Genomic DNA, 21,775 nt, shown 5'->3' with positions numbered 1-21,775 from the left:
GTTCCCTCCCGACACGACTTACAAGCCCCTCGTGTCCGTAGGATTAGGTATGTCTCGAGCGGAGGAGTTAGGGAACACTCTCGAGGAGATGGATTCGCTCACCATCGTCTGTCACGACAATCCGGATCCGGACTGTCTCGCGAGCGCCCTCGCACTGAAACGGATCGCACGGGCGCAGGAACTTTCCGAGATCGATATCGTATACGGTGGCGAGATCTCCCACCAGCAGAATCGAGCGTTCGTAAACATGCTCAACGTCGGGATCGAACCGTTGAGAGAGGTGTCGATGGCCGAGGACGATTGCCTGGCGTTCGTCGACCACTCGGTACCGGGCAGGAACACGCAGCTTCCGAAGGCGATCGAACCGGACATCGTCGTCGATCACCACCCGGACGGCGACGTCGACGCGAGGTTCGTGGATATTCGGACGAATTACGGAGCGACGGCGACGATATTCGTCGAGTACTGCTTCGACCTCGAACTGTCGATTTCGACCCGGCTGGCCTCGGCCCTGTTGTTCGCACTGCATCGAGAGCGCCTCGACTTCGTACGTGATCCGACCGAACGAGAGTACGAGGCGGCACTGGCCGTGTATCCGGAGGCTGATCTCGAGATGTTAGAGCAACTGTATGGAAGCGCCTTCTCTCCAGCGACGATCGACGCAATCGGGCACGCGATTTCGACGCGCACGCGGCGCGGATCGTCGCTGGCCGCGGGCGTCGGGCGAACCTCCGAGACCGATGCCCTCCCCCAGGCGGCCGACTACCTGCTCAATCTCGAGGGTGTCGATACCGTGCTGGTTTACGGAATCGTCGACGGCACGATACGAATGAGTGCGAGATCTATCGATCCGCGCATACAGGCCGGTAAAACGTTGATGAAGGCGTTCGGAGAGCTCGGAACGGTCGGGGGCCACCACGACATGGCCGGCGGTCACATCGACCTCGGTCTGTTCGCCGATGTCGCGGGAGACGAAAACGAACTGCTCGAGTTCGCCAGCACTCGCCTCGAGAAGCGGTTTTTCGATGCGCTCAACCTCAACGGGAGCGGTGAGTAACGCTATTCGAGCGAACGAAGCGGTTCACATATCCGAACGTTTCAGCGGATGTCGACCCAGAATACTGACTCGGACCTCCGTCGAATGCTGGCTTGTCTACTTCACTCGATGTCGATCGAGTGAGCCGCTTCGTCCGGCTCGAGCTTCGGCAGGTGGATCGTCAGAACGCCGTTATTAAGCTGTGCGTCGACAGCCTCGGCGTCGACGGGATCGGGAAGGGTGAGCTGTCGACTGAACGATCGAGTCTGGCGCTCGCGCCGAAGATAGGTCTCCTCCGAGTCGTCGATTTCGTGTTCGCGTTCGCCGTCAATAGACAGCTTCCGCTTGGTCAATCGGATATCGATATCGTCCTGTTCGAATCCGGGAACGTCGACGACAACGACGAATTCGTCGCCGCTATCGGTCATATCGATTCCCGTCTCCGGCGACCCGACGCTCATACCGAAGCGTTCCGGGTTCATCTCGGTCGCGCGCTCGCTGGAGCGCTTTGCCGACTGTAACTGACGGGTCAATCGCTCGAGCAGTTCTTCGAACGGATTCGTTCGCTTTGACATAGGGTACTCTAGGACGCCGACGGCGAAAAAGCCCATTCTCGGCAGTCGTGACCGTTCGCTATCGAAATAGGTCGGAAAGGGCGATTGCGGCAGAACCGAGGGGTTGGACGGCCGTTAATGTGCTGGGGCCCGTACTCGAGCGTATGACTCGAGCACTGTTTGTCGTCAGCGAGGAAGGCTACTGGGGAGAAGAATGCATCGAGCCGCTCGAGACGCTCTCCGAGGCCGGGGTCGAGATCACGGTCGCGACCCCGACGGGCGGACCGCCACAGATTGACGAGCGCTCGGCGGACCCAGAACAGGTCGGCGAGGAGACCGCCGAGCACGTGATGGAAGTCCACGAGAGCGACGAGCGACTGAACGATCCCATTCCGCTCGCGAAGGCACGAGCGGGCGAGTACGACGCCGTCGTCTTCCCCGGCGGCCACGGAACCGAGTGGGATATCAACCAGGATAAACACGCTCGCGCGCTCTTGCGGGAGACGATCGAGGGCGACGGAAAAGCACTCGTCGTCTGTCACGCCGTCGCGATTCTCGCGTTCACTCGAGACAGTCACGGGGCGTTTATCGTTCACGACCGCGACGTCACCGGGTTCCCGAACGAGTGGGAAGAAGGAATTGTCGACGACGAGGACCTGATGCCCGACGGTCGAAAACTGCCCTACTGGGTCGAAGACGAAGTGATCGCAGCGGGGGGCAACTGGGACGCCGAACTCGAGGCCGACACGAGCGTCACCGTCGACGGTGACCTGATCACCGGCCGAGGGCCCGGCTCTTCCCGTGTTGCGGGAGAGACACTCCTCGAGGAACTCGGAATCGAAGCCTGACGACGTATAGCGGATACCGTGGCCATACCGTCGGCGTATCCGACTGGTACCGAATCGAATCAGTCCCTTTTTACGCGATGGCGGGGAAGGTTGACACATGAGCTTTGAGGAAGACGAACACGTCGTGCTACATGACAAACACAGTGAATTCGACGGTGAAGTCGGCACGATCACCCAGACGATGGAATCCATGTTCGGCGACGTTACCTACACGATCAGCTTCGAAGACGGCCAGGAGTCCGGCGTTCCCGAAGACGCCCTCGAGGCCGCTCCCGAGGACGCCGAGACGGACGACGACGCGGACGACGAGTAGCCGAATCATAACGACGACACCCGTTCTCTACTGGACCGATGCCAAAAATCCCGCTTCACTACGTCGATCTGCGAACGTTCTGTTACGCCACCGAAGACGAAAAACGCGTCGAGGAGGCCTTGCGAACGTTCCTCCCCGAGGAGTTCGAACTCGAGCGCGTCGAGAGCGAAGGCCACTACGGCGATCGCATCCTCGTCCTTTCGGCGCGGGCCGAAAACGCCGATGACGTTCGGCACGTCCTCTCGAGACTCACCGATCTCGAGGATTTCGACGGACTGATCGCCGAACTCGATCAGCGGGTCACCGAGAACACCGAACTCTACCTCACGCTCGACAAACAAGCCGCGTTCAACGAGGAGAGTCGTCTCGGTGACGGAATCACGTTCCGCGCAAAAGTCGAAGCCTATCCCGCGAAAAAGGAAGCCGCCGTCGAGAACGCACAGGAGGTCCTCGAGCGACTCGAGGATGAGGACGTCAACTGAGGATCCGGCTATCTTGCTCGAGTAGCTTGTATGGCGTGTTGATTGCTAATAACTCTCCTGGAATTTCACAGGTAGCATCGGTTCTATACTAGGATGGAGAGTTACTGAACCGCTCGAGTCGCCGTGTCAATAATCTCGAGCGCTTCTTTTAACTCCTCCATGCCGGTCGCATAGGAGAGTCGCGCGTAGCCGTCGCCGTTCGCGCCGAAGGCGTCGCCGGGGACGACGATCACGTCGCGGTCGAGTACCTCCTCACACCACCCTTCGGGGACCTTCGGCATGACGTAGAACGCACCTGACGGTTTCGGAACCTCGAGTCCCGCGTCTTCAAGCCCGTCGAGGACGACATCCCGTCGACGTTCGAAGGCCTCGACCATCTCCTCGACGGCATCTTGTGGCCCTCTCAGAGCCGCCTCGGCGGCGTACTGAGCCGGTGCGCTCGCACAGGCCTGGCCGTACTGATGGACTCGGAGCATTCGTTCGATTCGGCGGTTCGATCCGACGACCCAGCCGAGCCGCCAACCGGTCATCGAGTAGGTCTTTGAACAGGCGCTGACGACGACGACGTTGTCCGTCTGAGCGAACTCGAGGGGCGAATAATGCTTGCCCTCGAAGATTATGCGTTCGTACACTTCATCGGAGAGACAGAGCACGTCGTGTTCGTCGGCGATGCGAGCGAACTCCCGGATATCGTCCTTGCTCTGGACCGCACCGGTCGGGTTCGCGGGGCTGTTGACCACGAACACCGCGGTGTCGTCGGTGATGGCCTCCTCGACTGTCGCCGGATCGAGCGTGAGGTCGTCCCGAAGCGGAACCGGCTTCGACGTTCCGCCGGCGATCTGAGTCAGCGCGTCGTAGGAGACGAAGCCAGGGTCGGGGAAGATAACCTCCTGGCCGGGATCGACGTGGGCCTCGAGAACGAGATGCAGGGCCTCGCTTCCGCCGGAGGTCGCGATGATGTCCGCCGGATCGACCGCGATATCGTACTCACGGTCGTACGTTGCCGAGATCGCATCGCGGAGCTCCCGCGTCCCCTTGTTAGAGGTGTAGGCGTCGGTTTTCTTCGCTTCGATCGCGTCGACCGCGCCCGCTCGAGCATGCTCGGGGGTCGGGAAATCCGGTTGCCCGATGCCCAGGTTAATCGCGTCGTCGCCCGCCGCTTCGAACACTTCACGAATACCGCTGATTGACACCTGCTCGACCCGATTTGAGAACTCCGTCATGTCTCTTAGAGAGGGGCCAATCCCGATAACTCTTGATGTGTCTCTCTCGAATGCCTGCCGAGTCGCCTGTCCACCCCCTTCGTGTCAATACAATATTGTCTACACGAATGAACAAGCCGTAACGAATATGGCGTTCCTGCCGAATACTCGCTATAATGACTTCCTCACGCAGGGCCTTTCTTGCAACTGGAGTGACAGGTGCGGTCGCACTATCGGCTGGCTGTGTAGACTTCGTCCGCGGCGAGGGGCCGCTCGAGTTCGACGCCGAACGGGTTGGGCCGTCGGACGAAACGCTAGAAGAGACTGGATTCGAGGAACTCGAAATCGAAGAGGAGACGTTCGAAGAGACCGTCGAGGTCGGCGTCGAACGAGAGATTCGGGCGTCGCTGTGGATCTCGAGTTACTCCAAGGAGGTCGATATTCGTGGTCAATCCGAGGATGCGACGGCGTTCGTCGCCGTCTCGATTCCCGACATGAGCGTCGCTGGCCGGTCGTTTAACCCGATCGACGATATGGACAGCGAAGAGTTGCTCGACGAGTTTATGGACGAGATGGAAAGCGACCAGGCGGACATCGACGATATCGACCACGAGGAGACGTTCTCAGTCTCGATTCTCGGCGAGGGGCGTGATGTCGATCTCCTTCGAGGCCAAACCGAATACCAGGACGAACAGATCGATATCGACCTCGTGGTGTCGTCGTTTTCCCACGAAGACGACTACATCGTCCTCGTCGGAACGTATCCTGAGATGTTCCAGGACGAAGGCGACGACGTCGAGTCGTTACTCGAGTCGGTCGAACACCCCGTCTAGGGGATGGTCTTTTCCGCCGTTCGTCTGCGATACTGGACTGCTTGACTATCGCTGATAGCAGACATTATTCGTCCCGGGGGACGTCCGAATCGGCCCACTTCGCTCCGAAAAGCGAAATCATGGGAAAGAAATTGAAGAATATTGAGACGCTTCGCGGCGAGTCCGTTGCTTAGTAGAACTCGCGAACGAGATCCATCGCGTCCTCGGGTGCACCGTCAGGAATTTCGGACATGTCCTCGGTGACACCATGTTGTTCGTGGTACGGTAACGCCTCATCGTTCTGGTACATGACGCCCTGGTACTCCTTTTCACCGTCGGTGATGACTTCCTTGGCGTCTTCGTAGTCGGTTGGGTCGTGGCCTTCTTCCTTGAGGTCGACGAGCGTATCGCGGAAGTAGTCGTAGGTGTCGACGTCGTTGAAGGTGACACACGGGCTGAAGACGTTGACGAAGCCGAAGCCATCGTGTTCGATCGCCTTCTCGATGATCTCGGCGTGGCGCATCGCATCCGAACTGAACGATTGGGCGATGAACGTCGCACCGGAGGCGAGTGCGAGTGCGAGCGGGTTGACCGGCGGCTGCTGTGGCCCTTCCGGCGTCGTCGACGTTTCGAAGTCCGACCGCGAGGTCGGCGAGGCCTGGCCCTTCGTCAGCCCGTAGATGCGGTTGTCCATGACCACGTAGGTCATGTCGACGTTTCGGCGAACGGCGTGGACGAAGTGACCGGCACCGATCGAGTAGCCGTCGCCGTCGCCGCCGGCGACCATCACTTCGATATCGGGGCGGGCCATCTTGACGCCGGTTCCGACCGGCAGGGCGCGGCCGTGGACTCCGTGCAACGCGTAGCTGTGCATGTAGGTCCCGATCTTGCCCGAACAGCCGATCCCCGCCACGACGAACGTGTTGTCGGGGTCGTTGCCGGTGTTGGCCAGCGCTTTCATCATGCCGTTCATCGTCCCGAAGTCACCGCATCCGGGACACCACGTCGGCTGCTTGTCGGATTTGAAGTCAGTGAATCGTACGTCGGAGCTCATTGTGCTGGAACCTCCTCAGTGAGTTTGTCGGTGATCTCTGTTGCGAGTTCGTCCGCCTTGAAGCGCACGCCCGTGTACTTGTTTATCCGCTTGAGGCGGGTGAGCGTATCGTGTTCGATTACGTCCGCGAACTGTCCCGTCGCGTTACACTCGACGACGATCGCTTCGTCGGCGGCTTCGACTTCTTCGGTCAGATCCGGTCGCGGGAAGATGTACGGAACGGAGATGACGCGAACATCGATTCCGTCCTCCTCGAGATACTCGAGCGCTTCGACGAGCGCGCCTTCGTTCGAGCCCCAGGAGATGACCAGATTGTCCGAATCCGAATCGCCGAACTCTCGGTAGTTCCACTCCTCTTGCTCTTTTGCCGTCTCGACCTTCCGGTTTCGCTTATCGACTTGCTCGACGCGCTCGCCCTCCTCTTCGGTTCGGCGACCGAGTTCGTCGTGTTCGAGGCCGGTGCTCATGTGGGCACCGTCGATCGTTCCCGGGATGGCCCGAGGGCTGACGCCGTCGTCGGTGACGGCGTGGGCGCGGAATCGACCTTCGTCGTCGAGCCACTGATCGACCTCGTCCTGCTCGACGAGTTTGCCGCGGTCGATCTCGACCTCGTCCATGTCGAAGGCCTCAGGCGGGAACGTCTGTTCGGTGACTGCAAGCGCCAGATCCGAAACGACGTAGACGGGCGTCTGGTACTGTTCGGCGTAGTTGAACGCCTCGACGGTCTTCCAGAAACACTCCGCGATCGTCGTCGGTGCGACGACGAACCGTGGGATCTCGCCGTGGCCGCCGTACAGCGTCATGTTCAGGTCGCCCTGCTCCTGTTTGGTCGGCATCCCGGTCGAGGGACCGGAGCGCATGACGTCGACGATGACGAGCGGCGTTTCGCTGGTCGCGATTAGCCCGAACGTTTCGGTCATGAGGTCGATACCCGGACCGGACGTTGCCGTCATCGATCGCGCACCGGCTCGAGCCCCTCCAAGCGCCATGTTGATGGCCGAGAGTTCGTCTTCGGCCTGAACGACGTGACCCCCGTACTCTTCGATTCGTCCGGTGAGATACTCCATAACGTTCGTCGCCGGCGTGATCGGGTATCCCGCGTAGAACCGACAGCCAGCGGCGAGCGCGCCCATACCAATGGCTTCGTCGCCGTTGAGCAGGACGTAGTCGTTGTCCGTCGTCTCGAGGTCGTACTCGAGGTCTGTGAAGTCGTAATTCTCTTGGACGTACTCCTGACCGAGGCGGGCAGCCTTCTTGTTGTTCTCGACGATCTTCGATCCCTTGCCGCCGAAGCGTTTCTCGAGGGACTCGTCGAGGTATTCGACGTCGAAGTTGGTGATTTCACACGCGGCACCGAGCGCGACGATGTTGCGCATGATCGCACCACCGGCGTCTTCAGCGATCGACTTGAGCGGCACGTCGACGGCCGTAATGTCGTCGGGAACCTCCGCGTCCCACGAGCGTTCGCCGTCGTAGATGACTGCGCTCCCGTCGTGGAGCTCGTCAAGGTTTTCGTCGATGGTCCGCTGGGTTAACGCGACCAGAATGTCGAGCCGATCGACAACACTCTGGACTTGGTCGACTGACGTCCGGATCTTGTAGGCGGTGTAGCCGCCCCGGATTCGGGACGCGAAGTCTTTGGATGTGAACACGTGTCGTCCTGCCCTGGAGAGCGCCTGAGCGAAGATCTTCCCGGTGGAGTCGATCCCATCCCCGGCCTCACCTCCGATTGCCCAATTAAGGTCCTCAGCCATGTTATGTCGCACCTTGCCCCCACCAAATGAAAAGCCTTCTGAAACCCCAACCGCCTAACCATAGCTGACGTTGATATGTTGCCGGTAGTACCGGTTTACAGGCCGTTTTTGCGCGAGTATTGGGGATTATTGTAGTGAAGATTTTTTCGCCAAGAACGGATTGACACTCGCAGAACGGAACGACTTTTCGGGTGACTATCGAACACGCCTTCATGGATGGAACTAAAGTTCGTGTCGAAGCAGTTCGCGAGGTTGGACCCGAGACGGTAGCCATCGAACTCGAGACGCCCGAATCGTTCGATGCGCTCCCGGGACAGTTCGTCCTCCTTCGGGCGGCTCCCGAAGGGGAGGAACTGGCGCGTCATTACACGCTGTCGTCTGCGACCGTCACCGACACCTTCGAGATCACGGTCGGGATCGATCCCGACGGCGACCTCTCGCCGTGGCTTGCAGACCTCGAGGGCGGGGAAACGGTACACGTTGAGGGACCGATGGGCGCTATAACCTACGAAGGGGCCGAGGATGTCGTCGCGGTCGCAGGCGGTCCCGGTGTCGGGCCCGCAGTTGCTATCGCCGAATTTGCACACAAACACGATCAGGACGCGAGCGTGATCTATCAAGACGACGAGCCGGCCCACCGAGATCGACTCGAGGCGCTCGAAGCGGAGGGTGCGGCGGTCAGTATCGTCGACGCTGATAGCAACGAGGAACTCGAAGAAGCCGTGGCGGATCACCTCGATGACGGACAGTTCTACGTGTTCGGCTTCAGCGATTTCGTGACGACAATCGCAGAACGTATCGACGAAGTAGGCGGTAATTCTGACGACGCGCTGATCGAAAACTTCGGATAATAGTACTTTCTTCCGATTCGCTCTCGAACGAGCGAGTCTCGGTTCATTACTCGCGTGAGGGTGCCTCGAGGTCAGTGTTCGACGAGTTCGATCAGAATTCCACCCGTATCAGACGGGTGGAGGAACGCAACCGAATGCCCCCACGCACCCGGTCTGGGCTCCTCGTCGATCAGCGTAACGCCGTGATCGCGCGCGGTATCGAGAGCACCCTCCAGATCGGCGGTTTCGAGTGCCAGATGATGAATTCCGGAGCCCTGATTCTCGAGGTATCGAGCGATCGTCCCCTCTTCGAGCGGTTCGAGAAGCTCGAAGTAACCGGCACCACATTCGAGAAAGATAACTCTCAAACCGTCGAACTCCTCTTCGTGAGCGATCTCGAGGCCGAAAAGGTCAGCGTACAGCTGGGCAAGCGACTGTGCATCGTCGGTTGCGATCCCCGCGTGATCGAAGTGCATCGTCTCGAGATCACGCTGTGGCGGCCTTACTCTTGTGTTCGGAGCAGATCGTGTAGACGCCGATACGCTCTGGTAATGTACACTCGAGAGTGCAGTCTAAATGGAAGGCGACCGCTTCTCGAGGAGGAACCCGTAGTCGACGGTAGTCAGTTCCGAGACGAACGGCTATCTATGGAGCCGAATGCCATCAAAACATTGACAACAACCGTCGGATTGGCGGTAGCCCCCAACACCGAAAACGCTACTGGTCGTTTTCTTCGTCGCCGTTTTCTTCGTCGCCGTTTTCTTCGTCGCCGTTGCCGCCGTTCTGCTCAATCTGTATCTCCCCGTCCATCGTGCTCTCGTGGGGTTCACAGACGTAGTTCGTCATCTCGTCGGTCGGCTCGACGCCCTCGAGCGTCTCCGACTCGCCCTCGCTCGAGTTGAAGTCGGTCTCGTAGTCGTCGACGACCTCGCCGCCGTCGTCCCGTAGCTCGAGGTTGTGCTCGTCGCCGTCGGCGTTCTCCCAGGTGATGTCGTACTCCTGGCCCTCGAAGAGGATCAGCGTCGGATTCTCTTCGTCGGCGATCGGATCGGGCGAGACGCCGATCCAGCCGGATGTCTGGCCCTCGAGTTCGATTTCGTCGACGCCTTCCCACTCGGCGACGTCGTCTCCGTTACCGTTGCCGTTTCCATTTCCGTTACCGTTGCCGTTTCCATTCCCGTCGTCGTTACACCCAGCAACGAGGGCTGTTGCGGCGGCAACACCTGTATACTGGATCATTCGTCGTCGTGATAGTGAATCCTCAGGGGTCATCACGTCAAGTATCGGGCTTCGAGTGGGATAACCAGACGCCCGTCATTCGCCTGTCATTGATGGTTATCCCCCTGTAGCGAACATCGTTACGGACGTTCACCAACTCGTATACATGTAGGTGTTCCATCTTTGGTGCGGTTTGTCCACCACTTTCCAGTGGATGTATTCGTCCCTACAAAAGAGCATTTGCCATCGTCCAGAAAGTTATCGGCGTCCTCGAGGATCACTCTTCAGGTCGAACCGTTACGACGGGGACAGGCGAGTTGCGGACGATTTCTTCCGCCACGCTCCCGAGTAACACGTGATCAATGCCGGTTCGGCCGACGGTTCCGATGACGATCATATCGGCCGAGATCTCGTCTGCAAACTCGAGGACGGCGTCCTGGGGAACACCTTCACGGATGCTACTCGTCACGTCGACACCGTGGCGTTTTGCCGTCGTTTCGACGTTCTGAATGGCTTCCTGTGCCTCTTCTTCGGGGTCTGCACGCATCTCGTCCCGTTTCATCGCTCCGTGTGGCCCGTCCGGAACGATCGACACGCCGTGGATCGTCGCACCGAGTCGATCGGCAAGTGCGACTCCGTGCTCGATGGCCGCTTTCGACTCGTCGCTTCCATCGGTCGGGATCAGGATCGTATCGTACATCTCAACTGAACATTCGTTCGCTCCGATCAAATACAATTGGCTTGACTATGCTTGCGCTGACTCTTCACGTCCCCAGCTTTCGTCACACGAACTGACCGTTCCGAACCACGACTGATCACTGGAACTGAGCCTCATCAACTCGGGACTGTCTGTCGACAATGGTGGCGGGCAAGGCTACCGCTAACACAACTCGTCTATACGTGTTTGTGGTGGATTTCGATGATGACCACAGTGGTGGAACTCGAGGTCCCAGCAGAACGCCTCGGACTCGCTCGAACGTTCGATCGCGTCCAGACATTCGAGTTTCAGGTAAGCGGATTGATCGGGGAAGGACCGCCGCTCGTATACGTTTCGGGACCGGAGCGTGAACGGGTTGAATCGGCGCTCGAACGGGATCCGTCGGTCGACGTAATCGCAACGTTAGACGACGCGAGCGACGGACGGTGGTTACTCCGACTCGAGTTCAATCAGGGAATCAAGACGTTCCAGGAGATCGTCTCGGAAAACGACGGCGCGATTCTCGAGGCGAGCGGACAGGACGGCACGTGGTCCGTCAAGTTGCTCTTTCACGATCGGGAGGCCGTCTCGGAGTGTCACTCGCTGTTCGAACAACACGAGTTTGCGGCCACCGTCACGCGCGTCAGCTCCATGAACGATACGTCGAACGGCCAGACACCGTTGACCGAAATCCAGTACGAGACGATTCTGAAGGCGCACGAACTCGGATACTTCGATGTTCCACGCCAGGTCACACTCGAGGAGTTGGCTTCGGAACTCGATATCTCGCATCAGGCCCTCTCCGAACGGTTACGGCGGAGCCATTCCGCGCTCGTCAGCGCTGAATTATCCAACCGAATGGCTCCGGTCGGGATGGACCGGTGAGTATTGCTGATTGATTTTCCATCCAAAAGTGGTGAGGAGGCCACCGCCTCCTCGGAGCGACGAGCACATCGAGCGTCGTTGACTCGTAGGGGGGCGTCGGGACAGGACACGATAGCTCGGCTCACACGCTACCGATCACTCTCGATCGGATGTCGATCGTTTCCGGCTCGGACAAGTTTCTCCCCTCTATGAGTTGGTATTTTGCTGTTTGGGTTTCTATTTGGGAAAGTTTTGTAATATCTGCACTTATTAGTGAGATCAGTTTCATATTGCCCTCATAGTTAGCTTTAATATTGGACAGTACAACAACATTCCTGTCGGTGTGACCCCGACGACGTGATGTAACGTATTGGCTACCGACTATCCCTGTGAGTGCTGGTGGACCGCGGTTCCCAGCCGCGGACGAAGGACACATCCCCTGTGTCCTGTGGATCACTCATGCTCAATCAGCGTTTTATGGCCACTCGTGGCTGTGTGGCCGACCCCACTGTCAAGCCCTGTTGGACCCGAACAATACGGGTCCGCTGGGTTCTTTCACCGCTATACAGACCGTCGAGAGTCGCCGCCAGGCGGTTGTCTCACCCGTCCGTTCGTCCCCCGTTTCCCGGTGAATCATGACAAGTCGCGGTTTTATGTGGTGAGGCTACATATACCATAACCGATGGGTGTTGGTTGCGAAAACGAAAGTCGACAACGGCAGACGGTCGAACCAGTATCGTCGGTTGGTTCGGACGACAAGCCTACAGTGTTACCGAAGGACGATATCTTTCATCTTCTCCAGACCCAACGGCGTCGTGACGTGCTTCGATATCTGCAGGATCGCGACGGTCCGATCGAGCTTCGCAACCTCGCCGAACAGGTTGCTGCCTGGGAACAGGAGACGACTATCGAGTCGCTCACGTCCTCTGAACGACAGCGGGTGTATATCTCGTTGTACCAGACGCACCTGCCGAAACTCGACGAACACGATATCGTCGACTACAACAAAGATCGTGGTCTCGTCGAACGGTGTCCGCGGGCGAGTCAACTCGAGTCATATCTGGACGTCCAGAGCCAACAACCAGTTCGGGACCCGTGGCCCCGGCGGTACGGGACTGTCGTTCTTCTCTGTGGTGTCCTCTCAGGAGGTGCGATAGTTCTGGGCGAGTTCTCGTCACCGTTCTGGCTCACTCTACTCGTTCTCGCGGCGGTCGGACTCGTCGCGGTCGCTCACTGGTGGTCAAATCGCGGTGAGTTGGATCGGGAATCCGTCCTATCGTGACCGCTGACCGTGACCGGGGTCCCTCGAGTACGGAGGCTCGATATCGGAGTCGGAGCCGTGTTTTTCCGAGGATTTGTGCTCGTGTCGATGAGCGTAGAAGGCGACGGAGAAATCTTGCGGACTGGGGAGCGCACACGCGAGCACGCCGATGGTGAACGCCGCGACGAAGGGGTCGTCGGCCGGGGCGATTCCGCTCGAGGTGAGCGCGATTGCTGGAACCGTAAGTGCTAACGGAGCCAGTGCGGCGATCCGGAGTACCCGCGTCGACACGGTTGGTGCGTCGCTCGGTTCGACGACGGCCCATGGATAACTGGCCAGCGCACCGACAACCCCTCCCGACCGTGCGGGGAAGTAGGAAATCTCGTACTCGACGTTGCCGAGACGCAAAATCAACGCGTGTGACAACTCGTGGGCGACCAACCCGATCCCGACCGTTGCGACGAGAACACACCCAGCGACGGCGACTTCGATTCCGATCATAACACGCCTGAATTGCTATCTGGTCCCGACGATGCGATTATCAATCCGTTGGTTGCCAGTCGGGAACGTCGTCGTGGCGTTTTCTCTTCTCACTCCTGTTTCGTGGTCTATGGACGTCGGAATTGGATCGCTGACGGCACAAAAGCGTCCGGACGGCGATCGTTTGCTCGCCGAGATTGACGACGAACTATTGATCATCGAAGAGGCGGCGGACGACGCGGGCCTCGATAGTATCTGGACGTCGCTGACGAGCGGTCCGCCGATATCGAGTCCGAGAACGTCCAGCGCCGCCGACGGCTGTCTCTCGGGAACGATTTCGACTCGAAAGCACTCTCGAACCCACTCGCCGCCGAGAACAACGCTGGTAGTGGTCGACCAAGCATTAAGTAGTTTGGGATGTTATAACGTAACATGGCTTTCAGTGAAGAACTCGAGTTCGGCCACGAGGACCGAAAACGCATCTACGAGTACGTCGAGCGCAAGGGTGCCGTCGATCCCGAGACGGTTCGTACCCAGCTTCGCATCGACGCTGGTGGGTTTCGCCATCACGTGGCGATACTGAAACGGGACGGTCGTCTCCAGTCCGACAACGACAAGCTCAGGGTAACGATCGACGCGGGCGCGAGAGAGGAGTACGTCACGGAGGATCTCGAGTTCCACATCCGGCCAGCGAGACAGGAGGATCTGACCGGCATCGTCGGCGCGATCCGCCAGGTTGCGGAGGAACGAACGTACATCGTCGCCGAGAGCGTCGCCGACGAGATCGATCACGAGAACGCGTTACTCCGGTACAACGAACTCGAGTCGCGGATGTTCTTCGTCGCGACGGTCGAGAACGAGGTCGTCGGCTGGGTCCACCTCAACGCGCCCGAGTTGGACAAACTGAGCCACACCGCAGAGCTCACCGTCGGGGTCCTCGAGGAGTACCGTGGGCACGGACTCGGTTCCCACCTCCTCTCGAGAGGTCTCGAGTGGGCCGGCGCTAACGGCTACGAAAAGGTCTATCAGAGCGTTCCGTCGGTCAACGAAGATGCCATCGAGTTCCTCGAGTCCCACGGCTGGGGGACGGAGGCTATTCGAAAGGACCACTACAAGCTCAACGGCGAGTACACCGACGAAGTGATGATGGCGATCGAACTGTAGCGGCGACCAAGCTGTCGGTCGTCGACTACGAGTCACTGAACACCGAACTGCTATGAGTCACTGAACACCGAACTGCTACGGCGAGCGGTGCCTTGAGCGACGATATTTCGACTCCCTTTCTCGGTACGGCCAACCGAAATCCTGAATTGCGGCCGCACACTATCACAACCATCCGATGAGTGAGGAGATTCCGGACGACGCGCCGATCGTCCTCTTCGACGGCGTCTGCAATCTCTGCAACGAATTCGTCCAGTTTATCCTGCCTCGAGATACGGACGAGCAGTTCTATTTCGCGTCGCTCCAGTCCGATGTCGGCAAAACCTTGCTCGCCGAACACGACCTTCCGACGGACGAACTCGAGTCAGTGGTACTGATCGAGGGGAACGAGGCCTTCGTAAAATCGGGAGCCGTTATCCGGATCGCCGCAAAACTCGGCGGCGTCTATAGACTCCTCTCGCCGTTTCGACACCTCCCTCGCGCGCTTCGAGATTTCGCCTACGATTTCGTTGCAGATCGCCGTTATCGGTGGTTCGGAAAGAAAGACCGGTGTGCAATGCCCGATACTGACGGAAACCCGCAGACTCGATTCCTCGAGTAGCCGGCTCGTCGGTTTTGAACGCTCGAGAGACGATGCTCAGGCGGGGCTCTCCTCGCTCTCGGCGATCTCGAAGAGCGCGTCGTACCCGTCGTCTTCGGGGAGTTGCATGCGAACGTCCTCGAGTGCGCCTCCTTGCACCGCTTCTGCGAGGACGTCGACCACGGCCTGCGCGTGGAACGTCGCCTCCGACGGATCTTCCTCGCCGATTTCGTCCCGCTTGTCGACGCGGTCGACAAACTCGTCGAAATCGAACCGTTCGACATCGTCGACCTTCTCGAGGAACCGGCCGAGCTCCTCGGGAAGCTGTGCGGCCAGGTTCTCCGCTTCGCCGGGCTGAATCCGTTCGGAGAGCGTCGTCAGCGTCGCCCGCGAGATGCTCAGGGCGGCCTCTCGAGAGTCGAGTTGGGCGCGATTTTGCACGTTGCCGGTGAATTCTTCGAACTGCATAGCTGGCCGTTCAGTGGGCACGGTGATGAGTTCGGAGCCTTCAGTTGAAGGGGACCGAAGCCGAATTCGATCGAGCGGAGTGGCCCATCGAGCGAGCGGCGGTGTTCGACTCCCCGAACCGAAAGACAGTTTTCCGGACCGAACGACGGGTAGGTATGCTCTCGATTGCGCTTGCCGGAAAACCGAACGCCGGCAAGTCCACGTTCTACACCGCGGCGACCATGGCGGAGGTCGACGTCGCTAACTATCCGTTTACGACCATCGACGCCAACCGGGGTGTGAGCTACGTTCGAACCGAATGTCCGTGTCTCGAGCGCGACGAGCGCTGTAACGCCGACAACTGCGAGGACGGCAAGCGCTACGTCCCGATCGAACTGCTCGACGTCGCCGGGCTGGTTCCGGGTGCCCACGAGGGCAAAGGACTCGGCAACCAGTTCCTCGACGAGCTGACGAACGCCGACGTCATCGTCAACGTGGTCGACGCCTCCGGCGGCACGAACGAGAAGGGCGAACCGGTCGACATCGGCGAGCACGACCCGCTTGAGGACATCGACTTCGTCGAGGAGGAAATGGACCTGTGGCTGGCGGATATCGTCGACCGAAACTGGGAGTCGGTTGAGCGAAAGTCCCGCTCGCCGGATTTCGACATCGACGACGTACTCGCCGACATGCTAACCGGCTTCGGAGCGACGCCGACGGACGTCGCTCGAGTCCTCCGTGACCTCGAGTACCCCAACGACCCGATCCAGTGGACCGACGAGCACCGAGAGGCGCTCGCTCGAGACGTTCGCCGACGCACGAAACCGATCGTCGTCGCGGCGAACAAGATCGATATCGCGCCCGAAGAAAACGTCGAGCGACTGCTCGAGCTCGACAAGCCCGTCATACCAACGACCGCGGAGGGAGAACTCGCGCTCAGACGGGCCGCCGACGGCGGGCTCGCGGAATACGACCCGGGTGACGAAACGGTCGAGATCAGCGACGGCGTGAACGAGGCACAGCGCGAGGCGCTCAAGGAACTCTCGGAGACGATGACCAACTGGGACGGCACGGGCGTACAGGGTGCGCTGAACTACGCTGTCTACGACCTGCTCGAGTACTTTACCGCGTATCCGGTCGAAGACGCCTCGAAGTGGTCCGACGGGAGCGGGAACGTCTTGCCCGACGCCTTCTTGCTCCCCGACGGCTCGACCCCGGTCGACCTCGCGTACGCGGTCCACTCCGATATCGGCGACGGCTACCTCCACGCCGTCGACGCGAAATCGAGCCGGGAGATCGGGGATACGCACGAACTCGAGGAAGGCGATGTCGTCAAGATCGTGAGTACTAACTGACAACTAAATACTATTTCCTCATCGGCTCTTGGAGCGGTCAGAGGCGTACTTCGCCTTGCTCCAGTGACTGTACGTAGTCGACTTGTTTCGGTTGGAAGTCCGTATTGCGGTAGAAACGGCGTGCACCCTCGTTCTGCCACTCACAAGAGACTTTGAGATGGTCACACCCTCGCTCGAGAGCTAGTTCTTTCACGCGCTCGACGACCGCCGTGCCGTGACCGTGACTCCGATCGTCCTCGTCGATAGCGATGTTCACGATGCGAAGGTACTTCGAGTACTTTCGGGAGGGGTGGCGGTCCTCGCGGAGAGTGACGAAGCCGATCGTTTCGCCTTCGTGAACGATGAGATAGTCCGTGATGTCCTCGTCATCGAGGTGAGCGCGGAAGCCGTCGTCGGGGACCTCGTGAACGCCCGAGTAGGCGAGTTCGTTCAACTCAGAGTACTCTTCCATCCCCGTTGCGAGGTCGTACCAACGGTCGACGAGCGCATCGAGGTCGTCTGCGTTAGCTTCCACGAGTTCCATACGAGGATTCCTCAACGCTCGTTCTTCAGGTTTCGCCCGGTGTGTTGGGATCTAGCACGCTACTCATTTGCTCTACGAGAGATGCTGCGAATCCGTCGTACAGAAATCCGACAAATAGTGGTAAATCGGAACCGAGGCACGCTACTCGTTTTCGAGCGCGTCGTAGATGTCTCGATTTGCGTCCCGGTCAGCTGCTGCTACCCGCCGGACGAGCTCACTTCGGATATCCTCCATCACTTCATCGAGTGGAGTATCGGACTCTGAACTTTCCTTGGTCGCCATAGCTGTTGTATCGCCCCAACTGCGGTTAATCGTTCGGGTTAGACGAGTCGCCGGTTAGTTCGTCCAGTCCGTACCGGATGAGATCGTCGCGCCACTGTTCGATTTCACCTGCGAGGTCGATTTCTTCGGTGTGAGATCGAAGGTATTCGAGGGTTTCCGTTTCGTCGACGGTTGCCTGATCCGTGCCGAACTGCTTGAGGATCGTCCTGATTTCGTCGTCGTACACGAACCGATATCCGTTGAGGAAGTAGAACACGACCGTCGTGTTGAGCGCGGTGCGTTTGTTTGCATCGACGAACGGATGATTTGCTACCAACAGTCAGAGGAGGTGAAACGCTTTCTCGTGAATGGTCTCGGGTACCGTCCCAAAACTCCCACTCTCGATGTAGTTCAAGGCAAACTCGATATCTCCACGATTCTGGACGCCAGCGTGCGTGTCAGAATACTCTGATACGGTGTCGTCGTGGATGGCGAGAACGTCGCCCACTGACGGATACCAGAACGAGTCTGCCATTCGTTCGTTCAATCATACTGCACCCGAGGTAATCCTTGCTATTGCAGCTCACGGAGTCTGGCTGTATTTATCCGTTGTGTACGTTGTGTGTACTCAGAAGTACTGATCAAGATCGTTTCGACAGCCTCGTGAACATTCCAGCCGACTGAGTCCGGCCGGAGAGTCCTGGATTCTCCACGACGAGACGCTGTTCGGTTAACATTCCGTTCCGTTCATTACCCGGTGATCTGCTGACTGACCGGTCAGTTTAAATCCGGCGAAATCGTACTGGCCCTCGAGAGACATGACAACCACAACGCCATCGCTGATGGACGACCTAGAGCGTGCACACGAGGAAAATACGGCCTATCTGTGGGGTGCGGCGCTTTCGGCGTTCGGCTCGCTCATGATTCCGATCGTGGGGTTTCTCGCGGCCTACTTCGGCTACAAACTGTCGACAGTGATGCGCCGAAGCTGGGTCGGCTACCTGCTCGCTGGACTCGGACTGTTCAGTATCTCGCTATCGGTCCTGTACGCGCTGGTAGTTTTGTAGGCAGACGTTCAGCTTCCGGAGCGAACTGCTGGTCACAGGAACCGGGCCAGCGGTTCGAACCAGACGGCCGCCACGAGGATGGCGAGGAAGACGTAGGAGCCGCGAACGAGGAGCATCGTGGCGATTTCCGGTCCGCTCCGGCGGGCGAAGAGCGCGACGACGCCGAACGCCACCGAGGCGAGAACGGCGGTCGGGGGAAAGACTCGGACGGCCGCGAATCCGACGACCGCAAGCAGTGCCGTTAGCATCAGTCCGTACGCGACCGCCGTTGCCCGTTCGGGGCCGAGTACGACCGCGACGGTTCGTTTCCGAATCGATCGGTCGTAGTCGTAGTCCTGCGAGTCGTCGATCACCTTGACGCCGGACAGAAGCGTGAGAAAGACGAGTGCGAACGCCACCACGACGGGAGTCAGCGTCGCGGTCTGGACGTAGAACCCGCCGACGATGGCGAGTGCGATTCCCAGTGGATACCCCGTCGTCGCCGTCACGGGGTTCGTATCGAGTTGCGGGGCGTGGTGGTACGCGATTACCCACGTCGGCGCGGTGAGCGCGACGGCTACCGGCCCGACGAACAGCCAGAGGAGGGCACAACAACCGACGAAGACCGATGTCGAGGCCACGAGTCCGAGCCGACATCCCGTCTCGGTGAGCGGGTGGTCGTCGTCTTCACCCCGCTGGTGGAAATCGACGTAGCCGTCCTTGACGTGGGCAGTGTACACCGCAGCAAATATCGCGAGCACGTGGATCGCCGCTAGCGCCGGGTCGACTCGTTGGGCGAGAAGCGCGCCGAATACCGAGGCGGCGAGCGGCGGCAACATGAACACGGGATGGACTTGTGACAGATAGGCTCGAGTCGTCGCCTCGAGGCCGGACCCGTGTCGTGCCAGTTCCATAGCACGAGTAACGAGGGAGTAACCTATAATACCGCAGCCAAATTTCGGTGTCCGAGCTCTATTGTGTAACGAGGGAGGTCCACAGCAAAGCTGCACTGCCGTCTCCGTCCACTGCGAGATGACGTCCTGGTTTGGGGAGGTGCTGGGTTGACAGCCCGTTCTCGTCGTCCGAATCACGGCCGCCTCCGAGCCGATTAATCGTCGGCTCGACGGCTCTCGTCGTCAGGAAAGATCTTCCCTGGGTTAAGAATCCCGTCCGGATCGAGCGTCCGCTTGATCGCTTTCATCGCGTCGACGGCTGCACCGCCGTGTTCGTCCTCGAGGTAGTCTCGTTTGCCGAGTCCGACGCCGTGTTCGCCCGTCGCGGTGCCGCCGAGGCCGATCGCACGATCGACGACTTCCGCGTAGAGGTCCTTGCAGGTTTCGAGGTGGACCGGATCGTCGTAATCGACGAGCACTGTGTAGTGGAGGTTCCCGTCGCCAGCGTGTCCGAAACACGGGGCGAGGAGATCGTGTTCCGCCGCGAGGCGTTTGACCGTCCGGACGATCTCCGGATACTTGCTTATGGGGACCGTCACATCCCCTGACTGGATCGGTTCGAGGCCCGGATCGTACGTCGCGACGGCGTAGGCGAGTTCCCGACGCACTTGCCACAGTTCGTCCATCTCGTCATCGTCGTCGCTCATCTCGAAACGGGACACGTCGTGATCTTCGAAGATCGCCCGGCAGAATTCGACCTCCTCGTCGATGCCGTGATTCGCGTGGAACTCGAGAAAGACCATCGGCGCGTCGGGGAGTTCGGTTCCGAAGTACTCGTTGGCCATCGTCGCGCTCAGCCCGTCGACAACTTCGATCTTCGCCACGTCGACGCCCGCCTGAACGCAGTCCGAAACCGCTCTGGTGGCATCCTCGAGCGTTTCGAAGATAGCCCGGCCGCCACGGACCTGGGCCGGCCGCCCGGCGAGTTCGAGCGTCGCTTGCGTTATCACGGCTAGAGTTCCTTCGCTTCCGACGAGAAGATCCTTCAAGTTGTAGCCGCTCGAGGTCTTGACCGCCCTCGAGCCGGCTTCGATCACGGTTCCGTCGGCCAGCACCGCCTCGAGGTGGAGCACCCAGTCTGCTATCTCGCCGTACTTGACGGTCTTCATACCGCTCGCGTCGGTCGAGATCATGCCGCCGATTGTCGAAATGTCGCCGGAGGAGGGAAGCGGCGGGAAGAAGAGCCCGTCCTCGGCGACGTGCTCGTTCACGGCCGACCCGATGATCCCCGGTTCGACGTCGATCTGAAAATCTTCGGGTCGGTAGTCCGCCACTCGATCCATTTCCGTCAGATCAAGGCTGATCCCGGCCGACGCGGGAACGGCACCGCCCTCGAGACCGGTTCCGGCCGCGTAGGGGGTTACTGGAACGCCCCGATCGGACGCCGCCGCGAGGATTGCGGAGACGTCGGCGGTGGAGCGGGGATAGACGACCGCATCGGGAACAACCGCGCGATCAGTTTCCTGGGTACCCCAATCGGCCGCGTGGCTCTCGAGGTGACTTTCGTCGGACGAGAACTGGCCGTCCTCGAGCCGGAGGTCCGCGAGGAACGAGCAGTCGTATGACATAGGCCATCATTGGCCACGACCGATATCAACGTTTCCACCGTCTCGTGCGAGGTGGTCGGGTTCGATATCTGCTCGCAGGATCGAATGTACCGGGAGGCGAACTCTCACGGTGATCGAAGCCGTCCGTCGACTCGTGTCGAATCTTCCGGATCGATCGAATTCGATTGAATCGCAGGTAACCGCGCTCTACGACCACCTCGAGGCGACCGCTTCACTGCCGATCGATCGGCAGGCAAACCGATGGCTCGGCGAGGCGGAAGCCGTCGCTGAAGATGCGATAACGCCCGGATTGGAGAAACGGGTGATCGAGACACGTGTTCGGCAGGTACAGCGGCTTCTCGAGGAGGCCGAAACGCCGAATAACGAGGAGGCGACGGCACACCTCGAGGCGGCGAAGCAAATCTGCGACGACGTTCTGGACGATCAATAACCGGCGGTCGCGTTCTCGGGATGATTAGCGCTCAGCCCTACCGAAG

At 59.6% G+C, this 21,775-nt stretch carries 26 protein-coding genes and 1 pseudogene; 13 read left to right on the top strand and 14 right to left on the bottom strand.

Annotated elements, in window-relative coordinates; genetic code table 11:
- Positions 1-49 precede the first annotated feature (49 nt).
- On the top strand, positions 50-1,057 hold the full coding sequence (locus QNM96_RS20780) for a bifunctional oligoribonuclease/PAP phosphatase NrnA (protein ID WP_283838721.1): 1,008 nt from the start codon (positions 50-52) through the stop codon (positions 1,055-1,057).
- 101 nt (positions 1,058-1,158) lie between these two features.
- On the opposite strand, the gene QNM96_RS20775 is transcribed toward QNM96_RS20780, so the two are convergent.
- Positions 1,159-1,611: an Hsp20/alpha crystallin family protein gene (locus QNM96_RS20775; protein ID WP_283838720.1), complete on the bottom strand. Its 453-nt coding sequence runs from the start codon at positions 1,609-1,611 to the stop codon at positions 1,159-1,161.
- Between the two features lie 143 nt (positions 1,612-1,754).
- Between QNM96_RS20775 and QNM96_RS20770 the strand changes: the two genes are divergently transcribed.
- The 3 genes from QNM96_RS20770 (at position 1,755) to QNM96_RS20760 (ending at position 3,233) form a co-directional block, all read left to right on the top strand.
- A complete protein-coding gene (locus QNM96_RS20770) occupies positions 1,755-2,438 on the top strand; it encodes a type 1 glutamine amidotransferase domain-containing protein (RefSeq protein WP_283838719.1) in 684 nt (227 codons plus the stop codon).
- A 97-nt stretch (positions 2,439-2,535) separates the two neighbouring features.
- A complete protein-coding gene (locus tag QNM96_RS20765) occupies positions 2,536-2,751 on the top strand; it encodes a DUF1918 domain-containing protein (RefSeq protein WP_283838718.1) in 216 nt (71 codons plus the stop codon).
- Between the two features lie 38 nt (positions 2,752-2,789).
- Positions 2,790-3,233 (top strand): RNA-binding protein, encoded by a 444-nt coding sequence (locus tag QNM96_RS20760; protein ID WP_283838717.1) that lies wholly within the window; start codon positions 2,790-2,792, stop codon positions 3,231-3,233.
- A 101-nt stretch (positions 3,234-3,334) separates the two neighbouring features.
- On the opposite strand, the gene QNM96_RS20755 is transcribed toward QNM96_RS20760, so the two are convergent.
- Positions 3,335-4,456: an aminotransferase class I/II-fold pyridoxal phosphate-dependent enzyme gene (locus QNM96_RS20755; RefSeq protein WP_283838716.1), complete on the bottom strand. Its 1,122-nt coding sequence runs from the start codon at positions 4,454-4,456 to the stop codon at positions 3,335-3,337.
- A 155-nt stretch (positions 4,457-4,611) separates the two neighbouring features.
- Here QNM96_RS20755 and QNM96_RS20750 point away from each other — a divergent pair, with 155 nt between their 5' ends.
- The gene (locus QNM96_RS20750) at positions 4,612-5,268 is read left to right on the top strand and encodes a DUF6517 family protein (protein WP_283838715.1); all 657 of its coding nucleotides are present in this window, start codon (positions 4,612-4,614) and stop codon (positions 5,266-5,268) included.
- Between the two features lie 169 nt (positions 5,269-5,437).
- On the opposite strand, the gene QNM96_RS20745 is transcribed toward QNM96_RS20750, so the two are convergent.
- Both QNM96_RS20745 and QNM96_RS20740 read right to left on the bottom strand, forming a co-directional pair.
- Positions 5,438-6,301, bottom strand: coding sequence for a 2-oxoacid:ferredoxin oxidoreductase subunit beta (locus QNM96_RS20745; protein WP_283838714.1), 864 nt, complete (start codon positions 6,299-6,301; stop codon positions 5,438-5,440).
- Positions 6,298-8,055, bottom strand: a complete 1,758-nt coding sequence (locus QNM96_RS20740) for a 2-oxoacid:acceptor oxidoreductase subunit alpha (RefSeq protein ID WP_283838713.1) — start codon at positions 8,053-8,055, stop codon at positions 6,298-6,300. Before QNM96_RS20740 ends, QNM96_RS20745 begins: the two co-directional genes overlap by 4 nt.
- A gap of 212 nt (positions 8,056-8,267) precedes the next feature.
- Here QNM96_RS20740 and QNM96_RS20735 point away from each other — a divergent pair, with 212 nt between their 5' ends.
- The gene (locus tag QNM96_RS20735) at positions 8,268-8,906 is read left to right on the top strand and encodes an FAD-dependent oxidoreductase (protein ID WP_283838712.1); all 639 of its coding nucleotides are present in this window, start codon (positions 8,268-8,270) and stop codon (positions 8,904-8,906) included.
- 71 nt (positions 8,907-8,977) lie between these two features.
- Here QNM96_RS20735 and mce read toward each other — a convergent pair whose 3' ends face one another.
- The 3 genes from mce to QNM96_RS20720 all read right to left on the bottom strand — a co-directional run bounded on the left by mce (position 8,978) and on the right by QNM96_RS20720 (position 10,803).
- Entirely contained in the window at positions 8,978-9,361 is a 384-nt protein-coding gene (mce, locus tag QNM96_RS20730) for a methylmalonyl-CoA epimerase (protein ID WP_283838711.1), read from the bottom strand.
- A gap of 241 nt (positions 9,362-9,602) precedes the next feature.
- A complete protein-coding gene (locus tag QNM96_RS20725; RefSeq protein ID WP_283838710.1) occupies positions 9,603-10,124 on the bottom strand; it encodes a plastocyanin/azurin family copper-binding protein in 522 nt (173 codons plus the stop codon).
- 256 nt (positions 10,125-10,380) lie between these two features.
- On the bottom strand, positions 10,381-10,803 hold the full coding sequence (locus QNM96_RS20720) for a universal stress protein (protein ID WP_283838709.1): 423 nt from the start codon (positions 10,801-10,803) through the stop codon (positions 10,381-10,383).
- Positions 10,804-11,025: 222 nt separating this feature from the next.
- Between QNM96_RS20720 and QNM96_RS20715 the strand changes: the two genes are divergently transcribed.
- Positions 11,026-11,685: a helix-turn-helix domain-containing protein gene (locus QNM96_RS20715; RefSeq protein WP_283838708.1), complete on the top strand. Its 660-nt coding sequence runs from the start codon at positions 11,026-11,028 to the stop codon at positions 11,683-11,685.
- A gap of 661 nt (positions 11,686-12,346) precedes the next feature.
- On the top strand, positions 12,347-12,946 hold the full coding sequence (locus QNM96_RS20710; protein ID WP_283838707.1) for a hypothetical protein: 600 nt from the start codon (positions 12,347-12,349) through the stop codon (positions 12,944-12,946).
- Here QNM96_RS20710 and QNM96_RS20705 read toward each other — a convergent pair.
- Positions 12,938-13,426: a hypothetical protein gene (locus QNM96_RS20705; RefSeq protein WP_283838706.1), complete on the bottom strand. Its 489-nt coding sequence runs from the start codon at positions 13,424-13,426 to the stop codon at positions 12,938-12,940. The genes QNM96_RS20710 and QNM96_RS20705 overlap by 9 nt on opposite strands.
- A 411-nt stretch (positions 13,427-13,837) precedes the next feature.
- On the opposite strand from QNM96_RS20705, the gene QNM96_RS20700 reads away from it, so the two are divergent.
- Positions 13,838-14,569: a GNAT family N-acetyltransferase gene (locus QNM96_RS20700; RefSeq protein ID WP_283838705.1), complete on the top strand. Its 732-nt coding sequence runs from the start codon at positions 13,838-13,840 to the stop codon at positions 14,567-14,569.
- A 175-nt stretch (positions 14,570-14,744) separates the two neighbouring features.
- Positions 14,745-15,167, top strand: coding sequence for a DCC1-like thiol-disulfide oxidoreductase family protein (locus QNM96_RS20695; protein ID WP_283838704.1), 423 nt, complete (start codon positions 14,745-14,747; stop codon positions 15,165-15,167).
- Between the two features lie 36 nt (positions 15,168-15,203).
- On the opposite strand, the gene QNM96_RS20690 is transcribed toward QNM96_RS20695, so the two are convergent.
- Positions 15,204-15,614, bottom strand: a complete 411-nt coding sequence (locus tag QNM96_RS20690; RefSeq protein WP_283838703.1) for a DUF2267 domain-containing protein — start codon at positions 15,612-15,614, stop codon at positions 15,204-15,206.
- Positions 15,615-15,769: 155 nt separating this feature from the next.
- Here QNM96_RS20690 and QNM96_RS20685 point away from each other — a divergent pair, with 155 nt between their 5' ends.
- A complete protein-coding gene (locus tag QNM96_RS20685) occupies positions 15,770-16,948 on the top strand; it encodes a redox-regulated ATPase YchF (protein ID WP_283838702.1) in 1,179 nt (392 codons plus the stop codon).
- 37 nt (positions 16,949-16,985) lie between these two features.
- Here the strand turns inward: QNM96_RS20685 and QNM96_RS20680 are convergent, their stop codons facing one another.
- From QNM96_RS20680 to QNM96_RS22980, 3 genes and pseudogenes are all read right to left on the bottom strand, one after another.
- Entirely contained in the window at positions 16,986-17,471 is a 486-nt protein-coding gene (locus QNM96_RS20680; RefSeq protein WP_283838701.1) for a GNAT family N-acetyltransferase, read from the bottom strand.
- Positions 17,472-17,612: 141 nt separating this feature from the next.
- Complete coding sequence (locus tag QNM96_RS20675) at positions 17,613-17,753, bottom strand: hypothetical protein (RefSeq protein ID WP_283838700.1); 141 nt, start codon at positions 17,751-17,753, stop codon at positions 17,613-17,615.
- Between the two features lie 25 nt (positions 17,754-17,778).
- Positions 17,779-18,267: pseudogene (locus tag QNM96_RS22980) on the bottom strand (type II toxin-antitoxin system death-on-curing family toxin).
- A gap of 283 nt (positions 18,268-18,550) precedes the next feature.
- Between QNM96_RS22980 and QNM96_RS20660 the strand changes: the two are divergent.
- Entirely contained in the window at positions 18,551-18,799 is a 249-nt protein-coding gene (locus QNM96_RS20660) for a hypothetical protein (protein WP_283838697.1), read from the top strand.
- A gap of 32 nt (positions 18,800-18,831) precedes the next feature.
- On the opposite strand, the gene QNM96_RS20655 is transcribed toward QNM96_RS20660, so the two are convergent.
- Positions 18,832-19,692 (bottom strand): UbiA family prenyltransferase, encoded by an 861-nt coding sequence (locus QNM96_RS20655; protein WP_283838696.1) that lies wholly within the window; start codon positions 19,690-19,692, stop codon positions 18,832-18,834.
- A 194-nt stretch (positions 19,693-19,886) separates the two neighbouring features.
- Positions 19,887-21,299, bottom strand: coding sequence for an FAD-binding oxidoreductase (locus tag QNM96_RS20650; RefSeq protein WP_283838695.1), 1,413 nt, complete (start codon positions 21,297-21,299; stop codon positions 19,887-19,889).
- Positions 21,300-21,408: 109 nt separating this feature from the next.
- Between QNM96_RS20650 and QNM96_RS20645 the strand changes: the two genes are divergently transcribed.
- On the top strand, positions 21,409-21,729 hold the full coding sequence (locus QNM96_RS20645; RefSeq protein ID WP_283838694.1) for a hypothetical protein: 321 nt from the start codon (positions 21,409-21,411) through the stop codon (positions 21,727-21,729).
- The last annotated feature ends 46 nt before the right edge of the window (positions 21,730-21,775 follow it).

The sequence above is a fragment of the Halostagnicola sp. A-GB9-2 genome (genome assembly GCF_030068615.1).
Taxonomy (GTDB): domain Archaea; phylum Halobacteriota; class Halobacteria; order Halobacteriales; family Natrialbaceae; genus Halostagnicola.
This window is presented reverse-complemented; position numbering and strand designations above follow the sequence as displayed.